13 protein-coding genes are annotated in these 13,395 nt (G+C 70.4%); 11 read left to right on the forward strand and 2 right to left on the reverse strand.

Annotated features, from left to right (window positions below; translation table 11 throughout):
- Positions 1 to 456: 456 nt before the first annotated feature.
- Positions 457 to 1,278 (reverse strand): 2,3,4,5-tetrahydropyridine-2,6-dicarboxylate N-succinyltransferase, encoded by an 822-nt coding sequence (locus tag VF665_RS21780; protein ID WP_331055580.1) that lies wholly within the window; start codon positions 1,276 to 1,278, stop codon positions 457 to 459.
- A 173-nt stretch (positions 1,279 to 1,451) separates the two neighbouring features.
- On the opposite strand from VF665_RS21780, the gene VF665_RS21785 reads away from it, so the two are divergent.
- The 9 genes from VF665_RS21785 (at position 1,452) to VF665_RS21825 (ending at position 10,923) form a co-directional block, all read left to right on the forward strand.
- Entirely contained in the window at positions 1,452 to 2,108 is a 657-nt protein-coding gene (locus VF665_RS21785; protein ID WP_331055581.1) for an SCO family protein, read from the forward strand.
- The gene (locus tag VF665_RS21790) at positions 2,105 to 2,851 is read left to right on the forward strand and encodes a spheroidene monooxygenase (RefSeq protein ID WP_331055582.1); all 747 of its coding nucleotides are present in this window, start codon (positions 2,105 to 2,107) and stop codon (positions 2,849 to 2,851) included. The genes VF665_RS21785 and VF665_RS21790 overlap by 4 nt, the downstream gene beginning before the upstream one ends.
- Positions 2,848 to 3,525, forward strand: a complete 678-nt coding sequence (locus VF665_RS21795) for a hypothetical protein (RefSeq protein WP_331055583.1) — start codon at positions 2,848 to 2,850, stop codon at positions 3,523 to 3,525. Before VF665_RS21790 ends, VF665_RS21795 begins: the two co-directional genes overlap by 4 nt.
- A gap of 149 nt (positions 3,526 to 3,674) precedes the next feature.
- The gene (gene deoC, locus VF665_RS21800; RefSeq protein ID WP_331055584.1) at positions 3,675 to 4,700 is read left to right on the forward strand and encodes a deoxyribose-phosphate aldolase; all 1,026 of its coding nucleotides are present in this window, start codon (positions 3,675 to 3,677) and stop codon (positions 4,698 to 4,700) included.
- Between the two features lie 68 nt (positions 4,701 to 4,768).
- Positions 4,769 to 5,608 (forward strand): DUF3667 domain-containing protein, encoded by an 840-nt coding sequence (locus VF665_RS21805; RefSeq protein WP_331055585.1) that lies wholly within the window; start codon positions 4,769 to 4,771, stop codon positions 5,606 to 5,608.
- A gap of 286 nt (positions 5,609 to 5,894) precedes the next feature.
- Positions 5,895 to 6,068 (forward strand): hypothetical protein, encoded by a 174-nt coding sequence (locus VF665_RS21810; protein ID WP_331055586.1) that lies wholly within the window; start codon positions 5,895 to 5,897, stop codon positions 6,066 to 6,068.
- Positions 6,069 to 6,254: 186 nt separating this feature from the next.
- Positions 6,255 to 9,437, forward strand: a complete 3,183-nt coding sequence (locus VF665_RS21815) for a hypothetical protein (RefSeq protein WP_331055587.1) — start codon at positions 6,255 to 6,257, stop codon at positions 9,435 to 9,437.
- 594 nt (positions 9,438 to 10,031) lie between these two features.
- Complete coding sequence (locus VF665_RS21820; protein WP_331055588.1) at positions 10,032 to 10,640, forward strand: TetR/AcrR family transcriptional regulator; 609 nt, start codon at positions 10,032 to 10,034, stop codon at positions 10,638 to 10,640.
- A 121-nt stretch (positions 10,641 to 10,761) separates the two neighbouring features.
- Positions 10,762 to 10,923: a hypothetical protein gene (locus tag VF665_RS21825; protein ID WP_331055589.1), complete on the forward strand. Its 162-nt coding sequence runs from the start codon at positions 10,762 to 10,764 to the stop codon at positions 10,921 to 10,923.
- Between the two features lie 202 nt (positions 10,924 to 11,125).
- Here VF665_RS21825 and VF665_RS21830 read toward each other — a convergent pair whose 3' ends face one another.
- Positions 11,126 to 11,323, reverse strand: a complete 198-nt coding sequence (locus VF665_RS21830; protein ID WP_331055590.1) for a hypothetical protein — start codon at positions 11,321 to 11,323, stop codon at positions 11,126 to 11,128.
- A gap of 201 nt (positions 11,324 to 11,524) precedes the next feature.
- Between VF665_RS21830 and VF665_RS21835 the strand changes: the two genes are divergently transcribed.
- Both VF665_RS21835 and VF665_RS21840 read left to right on the forward strand, forming a co-directional pair.
- Positions 11,525 to 12,955 (forward strand): MFS transporter, encoded by a 1,431-nt coding sequence (locus VF665_RS21835; RefSeq protein WP_414679287.1) that lies wholly within the window; start codon positions 11,525 to 11,527, stop codon positions 12,953 to 12,955.
- 54 nt (positions 12,956 to 13,009) lie between these two features.
- A complete protein-coding gene (locus VF665_RS21840; protein WP_331055592.1) occupies positions 13,010 to 13,333 on the forward strand; it encodes a hypothetical protein in 324 nt (107 codons plus the stop codon).
- The last annotated feature ends 62 nt before the right edge of the window (positions 13,334 to 13,395 follow it).

Below are 13,395 nucleotides of genomic sequence, written 5' to 3' on the forward strand. Positions count from 1 at the left end.
AGTGCCCGGTGCCAAGTGCCCGGTGCCAAGTGCCCGGTGCCAAGTGCCCGGTGCCAAGTGCCCGGTGCCAAGTGCCCGGTGCCAAGTGCCCGGTGCCAAGTGCGTCGGGCGGGCTCCACGGCGGCCCCCACCCGGGCTCGCATTACTCGCCCACCCTCCCCCAAAACAGACTGGGGGAGGGTTGCCCGCGCGACGGTCCGGAGCGCTTCATCCGCTCCAATGCGCGCGTCCGTCACGCAGACCGCGCCCGTGGATGCTCCGATCCGCGCCCCCCCACGCTCGGCCCGCCGCCGCAGTCCGCGAAGGCGGACTTCGTGCTTGCCCAGCGGCGAATTCATTCGCTCCCGGGGGAGCCGCGCCGGATCGTGGTCACCGGGTGTCTCCTGGCAGGGAGCCGCGCCGGACCGTGGTGGCCGCGGACCATCACCGCGGACCGTGCGTCGCAGGTTTGCGGCCCTACACCTGCACGTCGAAGGTGCGCAGGACGTCGTTCAGGGACGTCTTCTTGTCCGTGGATTCCGTGCGGCGGCCGATGAGCAGGGCGCAGGGAACGTGGAACGTGCCCGCGGGGAACTGCTTGGGCAGCGTGCCCGGAATCACCACCGAACGCGCCGGGATGCGGCCCTTGGTGATCACCGGCTCGGAACCCGTCACGTCCACGATGGGCGTGCTCGCCGTGAGCACCACGTTGGCCCCCAGCACCGCCTCTTCCTCCACCACCACGCCCTCCACCACGATGCAGCGCGATCCGATGAACGCGCCGTCCTCGATGATCACGGGCGAGGCGCCGGGCGGTTCCAGCACGCCGCCGATTCCCACGCCGCCGGACAGGTGCACGTGCCGGCCGATCTGCGCGCACGAGCCCACCGTGGCCCACGTATCCACCATGGTCCCCGTGCCCACGTACGCGCCGATGTTCACGTAGCCGGGCATGACCACGCAGCCCGGCTCCAGAAAGCTGCCGTAGCGCGCCACCCCCGGCGGAACCACGCGGATCCCCTGCGCCTGCAGGTCCGTCTTGGTGCGGATCTTGTCAAAGAACTGCAGCACGCCCGCCTCCATGGGCTCCAGCGGGCGCAGCGCGAAGTACAGCAGGATGGCTTCCTTGACCCAGGCGTTCACGCGCCAGGCGCCATCCACCTTTTCCGCCACGCGGATCTCGCCGCGGTCCAGCAGGGCGATGGTTTCCTCCACCGCCCGCCCCGTGTCGCCGTCCTTGAGGCGCTCGCGGTCGGTGTACGCCTCCGAGATCCGCCGCTGCAGTTCGTCCCGCTCCATCCATCCTCCCGTGATCGGCTGGCTGCCCGTGCCCGGCTTTCCGTGCCGGCGGGCGCCCAACGTAGCGCGGCGCCCGCCCCCGCGCGAGAGCGTCCGGGGCTTAGCCATTCGCCCGCATGATGTTAGATTGCGAGCCGGCAACGCCCGCATCCTTCTGCACGCCCGAGAGACCGATGTCCGACGCACGACGTGCACGGCTTCCGCTGCTGGCCCTGATCGCCGCCTCCATCGCCATCATCGTGGGCGCCGGGGTGGCGGTGGCGCCGCGGCCCGCGCCCGCCTGGGTGGGCACCGCGTACGACCCCGCCCCCGCGGGCGACTTTGCGCTGCGCGACCACGAGGGGCGGCCGGCCACGCTCGCCAGCTTTCGCGGGCACCCCGTGCTCCTCTTTTTCGGCTACACGCGCTGCCCGGACATCTGCCCGCTTACGCTGCAGAAGTTGACGGCCGCGCTCCGGGCGCAGGGCCGGGCCGGCAGCGACGTGCGCATCGTGCTCATCACCACGGACCCGGCCAACGACACGCCCGCCGTGCTCAAGGCCTATGCCGCGCCCTTCGGCCCGCAGGTGGTCGGATTGACGGGCGACAGCGCCGCGGTGGCCGCCTCGCGCACCGCGTACGGCGCCTACATCCTCCCCACCCGCACGGCTCCCGCCACCGGTGAGCACGCGGGGCACGCCATGCACGCGCCCGCCGGCAAGCCGGGAGTCATGGCGCACTCCGGCGCGGTGTACGGCATCGACAGCCAGGGCAACCTGCGCGTCGTCATCTCCGAGATGGCGACGGCGGACGAGGCGCGGCACGACATCGCCCTGCTGGCCCGGATGTGAGCCTGCTCGCCACCTTTACCGCGGTCCGCTACACGCCCCGGCGCGCGGCGTGGGGCGCGCTGCACATGGCCACCCAGCGCCCCCTGCTGTGGCGCACCCCCGGCCTGCGCTTCTCCCGGCTGATGGGGAGCGGCGCGGGAATCGGCTTCAGCGCCGTTCCCGATCCGCTGCTGTGGACGTTGTTCGCCGTGTGGGAGAGCGAGGCGGACTGGGACCGCTTTCGCGACCGGTCCCCCGTCATGCGCCAGTACGCGGCGCGCGGCGAGGAGCGGTACACGCTGCGCCTCCGGCCGCTGAGCGCGCACGGACGCTGGGGCGGACAGGCCCCGTTCGGAGAGCCGGCGGAAAAGGCGGCGCCGGACACGCCCGTGGTGGTCCTCACCCGCGCCTCCATCCGCCTTTCCCGCGCGGCGCGCTTCTGGAGCCGCGTGCACCCGGTGGACGAGACGCTGCGCGGCCACCCGGACCTGCTGCTCACCTTTGGCGTGGGCGAGATCCCCTGGTTGCGGCAGGCCACGCTGAGCGTGTGGCGCTCCGCCGAGGCCATGCGCGCCTGGGCGTACCGCACGCCGCAGCACGCGGAGGTCGTCCGCCGCACCCGCGCGGAAGGCTGGTATTCCGAAGAAATGTTCGCCCGCTTTCGCCTGCTGGGCACGGAGGGCACCCTGAACGGCGCCGATCCGCTTTCCGCCCTGTCCGTTCCCGTCCTCCCCCGCCTGACCCCGCATCCCGCCCCGCCGTGAGCGCCATCTCCGCGTACCTGCTTCTCCTCGTTCTGGTCGAGGCGTCCGTGCTCGCCGCACGGTGGCGCGACCGCGAAAACCGCCGTGCCTTCGTGGCCGGGCTCACCGCGCTGCACCGCGAGCGCGACGAGTTCTGGAAGCTGCGCGCGTGGGTGGACGAGGCGCGCGCCCGCGGGGACGGGGAGGTGGCGGACGGCCTGGTGCGCCAGGCGGTGGGGCGGATTCCGGGGCTGCAGGCGCGGGAGGATGAACTGCGGCGCGGCAATCCCGTGCTGGCGATGGAGATCGGCTGGAGCGCGGGGATGGTGAACCCCGAGATGCAGGCCATCATGGATTCGCTGACGCGCGTTGACGAGTCGTCGTGGCGCGGATGGCTGCGCGGCCCGCGTGCCCGCCCCGATGCCGCGGCGGTGATGAGCCCGGCCGTGACGCTGGAGAACGACCCGCTCTCGGTGCGGCTGGCGCAGATCGCGGGCGGGGTGGCGGGGGCCGGGATCGGCGCGCTTCTGGTGGTGGACCACGTGTGGATGCACCGCGACGCGGGCGCGAGCACCCTGCTGGCCATCGTGGTCGCGAGCGCGGCGGTGACGGCGTGGGTGGCGGGAGAGGTGCGCACCGTCACCCCGGCGATGCGGAGCTTCATGCGGCGCTACGGCATGGCCGAGCCGCTCTGAACGCGAGGGAGAAGGAAGGGCCTCGCAGGAGCCTCTTCCTCGCGCAAGCACAGGAATCCCAAGCCGTTGCCCCCTGTTCCCTATTCCCTATTCCCTATTCCCTGCCGGTTCAGCTATCTTTCCCGGCTCAACCGCACCCGTGCAGCACCATGGCAACGCTACCGCACAACCATCTGATCGCCGTCCCCGCCGGGGGGCCGCCCGAGGAGCTCGAGCCCGGGCACGACGAGCACCGCAACCCCGGCACGGCGCTGGACCTGGACTGGGTGGAATCCGTCCGGGTGAACCGCAGCGCCGTGGAGCGGCGCGCGGCTTCGCTCAGCGGCCGCCGCACGGTCAAGAAGCAGTGGCAGGCCGCGTGGCTGCTGCGCGCCATCACGCTGATGGACCTCACCACACTTTCCGGCGATGACACCGCCGGGAACGTGCGCCGGCTCTGCAGCAAGGCGCGCAACCCGGTTCGCCCGGAACTGCTGCGCGCGCTGGGGGTGGAGCACCTGCCCATCCACACGGCGGCGGTCTGCGTCTATCACGCGCTGGTGCCCACCGCGGTCGAAGCGCTGCAGGGCTCGGGCATTCCGGTCGCGGCCGTGTCCACCGGCTTTCCGTCGGGCCTGTCGCCCATGGAGCAGCGCATCCAGGAGATCCACGCCTCGGTGAACGCCGGCGCGCGGGAGATCGACATCGTCATCACCCGCGGGCACGTGCTCACCGGGAACTGGCAGGCGCTGTACGACGAAGTCAAGGCGTTCCGCCAGGCGTGCGGCCACGCGCACCTCAAGGCCATCCTGGGCACCGGCGAATTGGCCACGCTGCGCAACGTGGGCCGCGCCAGCATGGTGGCCATGATGGCGGGCGCGGACTTCATCAAGACGTCCACCGGCAAGGAGACGGAGAACGCCACGCTGCCCGTGGGGCTGGTGATGGCGCGCGCCATCCGCGAGTACCGCGAGCGCAGCGGGCACGTGGTGGGCTTCAAGCCGGCCGGCGGCATCCGCACCGCCAAGCAGTCGCTGGACTGGATGCTGATGATGAAGGAGGAGCTGGGCCCGGACTACGTGAAACCCGAGCTGTTCCGCTTTGGCGCCAGTTCTCTGCTGAACGACATCGAGCGGCAGTTGGACCACCACGTCAACGGGCGCTACGCCGCCAGCTATCGCCAGCCCATGGCCTGATCGTCTGCCGTGCGGGCGGCCCTTCCCCGGGCCGCCCGCGTTCTTTCCCTCCCGCGGTACTCTCTCCGATGGACACCCTTTCTCCCGCCCCGGCCCTCGCGCCCTCCGACGCGCAGCCCCCCGCATCCGCTGATTCCGTTGCGCCCTCCGCGGACGCGCAGGGGAAGATCCTGGCGCCGCCCGCGCCCGTGCCTGCCTGCGTGAACTGCGGCGTGGCGCGCGCCGGGCGTTTCTGTGCGGACTGCGGGCAGCCCGCCACGGACGGCCGGCTTACGGTGCGCGGCGTGGCGGCGAACGTGTTCAGCAGCGTGGTGGACGTGGACCGCGGGCTGCTGCACACCGTGGTGGGGCTCACGGTGCGCCCGGGGCAGGTGGTGCGCGACTACCTGGGAGGCCGCACCGTGCCGTACACGGGGCCGGGCCGCTACTTCGCCATCCTCGTCACGCTGGTGGTGCTGGTGTACGTGCAGGGGGGTCCCGCCGCGGAACTCGCCCGCCTCAGCGGCGCCTCCGGGCAGGCGGGGGCGCTGCAGTTTCTGCAGACGCACATGAACCTGCTCATCGCCGTGAACGTGCCGTTCTCGGCGCTGGCAACACGGGTGGTGTACCGCCGCTCCGGCCTGAACTACGCCGAGCACATCGTCTACAACCTGTACACGGCGGCGCACCAGTCGCTGCTGCTCATTCCCTTTGCCGTCGCGGGCGTGCTGTTCCACAGTCTGCCGCTGATGATGGGCGGGTATTCCGTGGGCAGCTTTCTGTACCTGAGCTGGGCCGCGGCCGGCATGTTCCGCGTTTCCGCCATGCGCGCCGTGCTGCTGACCCTCCTGTCGCAGGCGGTGATGATGGTCGTCGCGCTCGCGCTTGGCGTGGTGATTGGCGCTGCGTACGCCGCCGCGACGCTCTGACGGGGGCGAAGGACGCCGCCTGTCCTCACCCGGCGGCGCATCGTCCCGCCGGATCGCGCGTTCCCGGAAGACCGAAATGACGACGAGGGGCGGGGATGACGACGCCGGCCAGCCCGCCGGGCCGTGGAGCGGACGGCATCCGCGACGCGATGGATGACCAGACCAGGCAGGCCCCGGATCCGTGCGGATCCGGGGCCTTGCTGCGTTCCGGGGGCACCGGGCACGCTCCCTGCCCTCGGAGGATGGGGAGGAATCCAAAAAACACGTCCCTACGCGGAGAAGCGGCATGGCGGACATCGACGTGCGTCCCCGGCGGCCCGGGCTGCGGCCCTGGCTGATCGGGATCGCGGCGCTGGCGGCGGCGGCGCTGCTGGCGTTCTGGCTGCTGGACGACCGGGGCGACGAGAAGACGCTGGAGGGCGTGTCGCGCGCCCCCGGCGCGGCGGAGTGGTTGTCATAACGCACATTGCTGGTGCGTTGGATTCCGGGAGTCGCTTCAGCGTTGTACAAACAGGGTACGGGACGTGCATTCTGCGCGTCGGCCACAGATCGCGGCGAGCCACGGCGGGCCTGTCACTGCACAGGCGCTCCGGCCGGAGCATTGCCCGAAGCCCTGTATCACCTCCGGCCGGTTGAAGGAGTCTCCATGTCCGCAGTCTCCCGCTTGCGGGTACTGTGCGCCGCCGCCGCGCTCTGCGCCGTTGCGGCCGCGCTGAGCCCGGCGCCCGCGGCAGCCCAGTACTTCGGGCGCAACAAGGTGCAGTACCAGACGTTCGACTTCCGGGTGCTGCGCACCACGCACTTCGACGTCTACTACTATCCGGAAGAAGAGGTCGCCGCGCGCGACGCCGCCCGCATGGCCGAGCGGTGGTACGCGCGGCTTTCGCAGATCATGGAGTACGAGTTCGAGCAGCGGCAGCCGCTCATTCTGTACGCCAGCCACCCGCACTTTCAGCAGACGTCGGCGCTGGGCGGCGACATTGGCGAGGGCACGGGCGGCGTGACCGAGGCCTTCAAGCAGCGCATCATTCTGCCGCTGGCCAACGCGTACCAGGAAACGGACCACGTGGTGGGCCACGAACTGGTGCACGCCTTTCAGTACGACATCAGCGGGCTGGGGCGCGCGGGCGGCGGCATTGAGCAGGCGGCGCAGCGCTACAACGTGCCGCTCTGGTTCGCCGAGGGGATGGCCGAGTACCTCACCATCGGCCCGGTGGACCCGCACACGGCCATGTGGCTGCGCGACGCGGCGCTCACCGGGCGCATCCCCACGCTTGAGCAGCTGACCTACGATCCCAGCTTCTTCCCGTACCGCTGGGGGCAGGCGTTCTGGGCGTACGTGGGCGGGCGCTGGGGCGACGCCTCCATCGGCCAGATCCTCAAGCAGGTGGGCCAGGGCGTGCCGTATCCCGAGGCGTTCCAGCGCATCGTGAACGTGCCGCTGGAGGAGATTTCGCAGGACTGGGCCACCTCCATCCGCCGCACCTACCTGCCGCTGCTGAACGAGCGGCGCGAGGCGCGCGAGCAGGGGCGCCCCACCATCACGCAGAACGAGCAGGGCGGGCGGCTGAACGTGGCCCCGGTGGTGTCGCCGGACGGGCGCCGCATCGCCTTTCTTTCCGAGCTCAACTTTCTGGACGTGCAGCTGTACGTGGCGGACGCGGAGACGGGTGAAGTGCTGCACCGGCTGGTGCGCGGCACCTCGTTCGACCCGCACTACGGCAGCCTGCGCTACATCAACTCGGCAGGCACCTGGTCGCCGGACTCGCGCCGCTTCGCCTTTTCGGCGCTGGTGGGCGGGCGCGACGTGGTGTCGGTCATCGACGCGCAGCGCGGCTCGCGCATTCGCGAGTACGAGATCGACGGGGTAAGCGAGATCACCAACCCCACCTGGTCGCCGGACGGCCGGACCATCGTGGTGTCGGGGCTGCGCGGCGGCATCTCGGACCTGTACGCGGTGGACGTGAACACGGGGCGCACGCGGCAGCTGACCAACGACCGCTTTGCCGACATGCAGCCCATGTTTTCGCCGGACGGGCGCACGGTGGCGTTCGCCACGGACCGCGACGAGACCAACCTGGAAAACCTGTCGTACGCCAGCTACCGGCTGGGGCTGCTGGACATGTCGTCGGGCACGGTGCGCACCATTGACCCGGCGGGCGAGGGCAAGGCCATCAACCCGCAGTGGACGGCGGACGGCACGGGGCTGTACTTCATCAGCGACCGCACGGGGATCAGCAACATCTACCGCGTGCAGGTGGCCACGGGCGCGGTGACGCAGGTGACCAACCTCTTCACCGGCGTAAGCGGCATCACTGACCTGAGCCCGGCCATCAGCGCGTCGCAGCGCGACAACCGGCTGGTGTTCGCCGCCTACGAGCGCGACGGCTTCAACATCTACTCCATCACCGACCCGGCGGAGCTGGCCGGCACCGCGCCGCAGCCCATTCAGACGGCGGTGGCGGGGCGCCCGGGCATTCCGCTTCCCGCGCTGCTGCCGCCCGCGCCGCGCCCGGAGGATCCGCCGTTCAACCGCGTGCTGCTGGCGGTGAACGAGTACCCCACGGGGCTGCCCAGCGCCGAGGAGCAGGCCACGTGGCGGGTGGTGCCGTACCGCCCGCGGCTGTCGCTTGACTACCTGGGCCAGCCGGTGGTGGGTGCGTCCGTAGGCGGCGGCCCCTACAACCGGGGCGGCCTGTACGGCGGCATCTCCGGCATCTTCAGCGACCAGCTGGGCCAGCACACGGTGTACGGCACGGTGCAGGCGCAGGGGCAGCTGGACGAGATCGGGTTCAGCACACTGTACCTGAATTCGACGCACCGGTGGAACTGGGGTGTTTCGGCGCAGCGCATTCCGTACATTTACGGCGGCCTTCCGCGCGACGTGTACGATCCGCAGGCGCAGGAGTACCTGATCCAGAACGTGACGCTGCGCTTCTTTGACACCAGCGTGAACGGGCTGGCGCAGTACCCGTTCTCGCAGGTGCAGCGGGTGGAGTTCTCGGCCGGGGCGCGCCGCTTCGCCAGCGACACGCTGATCCGCGAGGCGCTGTACGAGGTGATCGATGGGCAGCTGGCGGGGCCGGTGGACGTGCGCGACCGGCATGAGGGCGGGGTGGCCTACAACATGGGCCAGGCCTCGGCCGCGCTGGTGTACGACAACGCGCTGCAGGGCTACACCTCGCCCTTCGCGGGGCAGCGCTACCGCTTTGAGGTGTCGCCCACCATCGGCTCGCTGCAGTTCACCAACGCCACGGCGGACTACCGGCGCTACATCTTTGCCCGGCCGTTTACGCTGGCGTTCCGCGGCCTGCACGTGGGCCGCTACGGGCGCGACGAGTCGCGGGTGGGGCAGTTCTACCTGGGCTGGCCCTCGCTGATCCGCGGCTACGACGCCAGCGGGCTGTACAAGTCGTGCAATCAGGCCATCAGGGACGACGGCGAGGCGAACGTGGACTGCCAGCTGTACGGCGAGGAGCTGGTGGGAAGCCGCATCGGGGTGGCGAACCTGGAGCTGCGGGTTCCCGTGTTCCGGCAGATCATCCTGGGCAACTCCATCGGCCTGCCGCCCATTGAGGGTTTTGCCTTTGCCGACGCGGGCACGGCGTGGGGCAACCTGCAGATCGGCCCGGACGAGATCCTCAAGACGCGTCCCACCTTCCGGCGCGGGCTGGACAGCGACATGGAGCAGCGCGGCATCGTGACCAGCGCCGGCGCGGGCGCGCGCGTCAACCTGTTCGGTTACGCGGTTCTGGAAGCCGTGTACGTGAAGGGCTTTGAGAGCGGCCGCGGGTGGCACTGGCAGTTCGCGCTGCAGCCGGGCTTCTGAGCCGGCGCGGCGGGTGAGGCAGAAAGGGCGGGAGCGACGCATCGCTCCCGCCCTTTCTTTCGTCCGGTGAGGCCGGTGAGCAGATGAAGGGTTCAGTGTGGGGGGGGCGGGCTTCGACGGCGGCCCCCACCCGGACTCGCATGACTCGCCCACCCTCCCCCAAAAAAGACTGGGGGAGGGTAGTTGGGGCGGAAGGTTTCGCGCGCGGGGGCGGAGGCTGGCGCGGGCGGATGGGGTCCTGAGCGACTAAAGTCGCCGCAACAACGGCTGAAAGCCTCACGGTACTGCTGTGAGGCTGTCCGGCTTGTCTCCCCTCTCCGTGCGTCTGTTTGGACGGGGAGGGGCGGGGGAGGGGCCCCGGGCACGCCGACGAACGAAAGGCCGCTCTGATCGCCGACCTCAGCCCCGGTGCCGAACGGCTCCCCCTCTCCCGCGGAGCGGGTGGAGGGGGCTGGGGGGAGGGGGCCTCCGTCGGCCGCATCGGCACCGTGCGAACCGCACCGAACGGCAGTTCTCCCTTTTCCGCTGTTTGCCTCCCGTCCCGCCACACTCCGCACTTTCGCGCGTTCGCACTCCCGCACTATGTTGCGCTCCATGAATGAGCGCCCACTCACCGAGAGCCGCGAAGCGCGGCGCCGCGCGATCCTGGACAGCGCGGTGCGCGTCTTTGCCGAGAACGGCTTCTTTGCGGCCCGCATCCGCGACATCGCGGCGGGGGCGGGCGTGGCGGAGGGCACCATTTACCTGTATTTCGATGGCAAGGACGACCTGCTGCTGACCGCCTTTCGCGAAAAGGTCAACGAGTTCGTCGGCTCCGTGAGCCGGGTGATGGAAGCGGGGATGGGCTTTCAGGAGCGGCTCGCGCGCTTCATCCGCATGCAGTTCGAAAGCATCGAGGCCGATCCGCCCCTGGCCATGGTGCTGCTGCTGGAGTCGCGGCAGTCGTCCAAGTTCTACGGCGGCGCCGTTCGCCCCGTGCTGCGGACGTACGCGCAGGCCATCGACCGGCTGCTGGCCGGCGGAGTGGAGGGCGGCGAAGTGCGCGCGGACGCGGAGATCCCGCTCGTGCGCGGCATGCTGATCGGCGCGCTGGAAGAGATCGAGCTGGAGTGGCTGCTGAGCGACCGGTCGCGGCCGCTGGCGCCCACGGCGGAGCGCTTCGCGGCCACCTTCTGCCGCGGCATCGCGCCCGCGAAGCCGTAGGGAAATTCCCGCTGGACAGGGCGGGGCGTACATGATAGGTTGGGGCCCGGGTGCGGTACGTGCCCGTGGCAGAACCAGAAAACGAGCCCGCCGCGCCGGGCGCTGACGGCTGAGCAGACCGATGGCAGACCTGAACGTTCAGCGGACCCCCGCGGCGACCACCGAGCGGCCCGCGGAAGACTACGACAACTGGGAGATCGCCCTGTGGCTGATCGGGATCGTATGCATCCCGCTCGTCCCCATTCTCATGGTGGTCTTCCTGACTCCCTGGAGCGGCCTGTAACTCGCGGCTGCTTTCTGATGGACAGCAAGGCCCCGCTCGCATGCCGCGAGCGGGGCCTTTGTTTTTGGGGGAACGGCAGGGAATAGGGAATAAGGAATAGGGAATAGGGAATAGGGAATAGGGAATAGGAACAGACAGGGACGGAGATCCGGCTTGCCCCTTGTTCACCACTGGTCATGCCGGAGCCGCCGTGCGGTTCCACTCAGCCGGTGGCCAGTTCCAGGGTGCGCAGGGCGGCCTTGCGGCGCTGGTCCATGGTGGCGTTGTCCAGCGCCTCGATGCTGTCGTGGGTAAAGCCGTCCGCCGGGTTGAAGCCCAGGCTGGCCAGCAGCTCGCGTATGTAATCTTCTTCCAGCCCGCGGTCGCGAAGCTGATCCCCGATCTCGTCGTCGGTCATCATCCATGGTCGGTGAAAAGGTTTGTCCCTGGTACACCGCGCCGCCCGTGCGCGTGCCACGGGGCCAGAACGGGGCCATCCGTCCCACATTGACGCTGTCCCGCGCCACGGGTACGTTTGCCCGCTCCGGCGCGCCCTTTCGCCCGCGCCACCCTTTCTCGCGGTCAGGAAGCGAAGGAACGCCTGAGCAAGCTCGCCGTCCTCATGATCACGGCGTTCGTGGACATGGTGGGGCTCCTGATGGTGATCCCCCTGCTCCCGTTCTTTGCCAAGGACCTGGGCGGGAACGGACTCTGGGTGGGCGTGCTGGTGTCCGCGTTCTCCGCCGCGCAGCTGCTGAGCGCCCCGCTCTGGGGCCGCGTTTCTGACCGCTACGGCCGCCGCCCCGCCCTCCTGGTGGGCCTCGGCGCCGCCGCTCTCTCGTACATCGTCTTCGCCTTTGCAGGCTCGCTCTGGGTGCTGCTGGCGTCGCGCCTGGTGCAGGGCGCGGGCGGCGGCACCGTGGGCGTGGTGCAGGCCTACGTGGCCGACACCACCGCGCCGCAGGACCGCGCGCGCAGCCTGGGGTGGCTCTCCGCCGCCACCAACGTGGGCGTGGCCATCGGCCCGGTGATGGGCTCGGCCAGCCTGGGCTTCGGGCGGCAGGCGCCGGGGCTCATGGCCGCCGGGCTGTGCGCCATCAACATGGTGTTCGCGTGGATGTTCCTCACGGAGACGCATCACGGAAGCGCCCGGGACGGAAGCGGAAAGAAGCCGGCGCGCTCGCGGGAACTGGTGCGCAACGTCCTGTCGCATCCGGGCGATCCCGCGCCGCGCCTCATCTGGATCTACGCCATTGGCATGGGCGCGTTCGCCGGATTCACGTCCATCCTGGCGCTGTTCATGGCCGAGCGGTTCGACGTGACGGAAAAGACGATCGGCTACGTCTTTCTGTGGAACGGCACCATCAGCGTGATTGCGCGGGCGCTGCTGCTGGGCCGGCTGGTGGACTGGCTGGGCGAGGCCCGGCTGGCCCGCGTGGGGCAGGTGCTGCTGGGGGCGGGGCTGCTGCTGATCCCGCTCACCTGGCGCGTGGGCGGCGGAACGGAGGTGGACCCGCCGGGCGGCGCGTGGAGCACCCCGCTGGACGTGCGCTGGCTGGTGGGCGGCGGCACCGCGCTGCTGCTGGCCGTCTGCATCTGGGGGACGCGCAGGGTGGAGGCACGCGACCGCGTGCGGCTGCTGGGCTTTCTGGCGCTGATCTGCGCGGCGGCGGTCGCCGCCGCGGTGTGGGAGCGGCCCGCGCCGCTGCACGCCGGCGTGCCGGACCACTTTCCCGTGCAGTACCGCTTCGTGGTGCTGGCGATGACCATCACGCTGGTGCCGCTGGGAACGGCGTTCACCTTTCCCTGCGTGACGTCGCTGCTGTCGCGGGTAATCGATGCGCGCGAGCGCGGGGTCACGATGGGCGTGCAGCAGAGCTTCGGCGGCGCGGCGCGCGTGGTCGCGCCGCTCTGGGCCGGGTGGGCGTTCGATCACCTGGGGACGGGCTTCCCCTTCTGGACCAGCGCCGCGCTGGTGCTGGCGACGCTGTTCCTCACCTTTGGCATCGACCCCGCCAGCGTCCGCGAAACGCCGGTGGTCCGGAGCGCGTAGCATCTTCCGGCGCCTTCCCGGTCATGCCGGCGACTCACCTGAACCCCCGGTTCAGTGCCCTACCTTCTCGCTCTGATCGCGGTGATCTCGGGAATTGCGGGATTCTCGCTCTGGGTTGCACGTGCCGGAGGAGCATTCCTCTCCTACGTGGCACGGAATCCGTCACGGGGGGTTCGTGTTGCCTCGGTGCTCTGGGTGGCCGTGGCAGCCGAAATCCTCCTCTTCATGGTGTCGCTTCAGTGGTCATGGATTGGCTGGCCGATCATTCTCCTTGCGGCCTACGCGCTGCTGCTGGGCGTGGTTGGACCGGCGACCTGCGCCCTCGAAAAGCAATTTCGCGCGCGTCGACGTTCATCGCGGGTGGCGCGGCCTCGCTGACGCGCTGCGCCGTACGCGGACGCAAACGGGCGGGTGCGGCTGATGGCCGCACCCGCCCGTCT

The sequence above is a fragment of the Longimicrobium sp. genome, assembly GCF_036387355.1.
Lineage (GTDB): Bacteria > Gemmatimonadota > Gemmatimonadetes > Longimicrobiales > Longimicrobiaceae > Longimicrobium.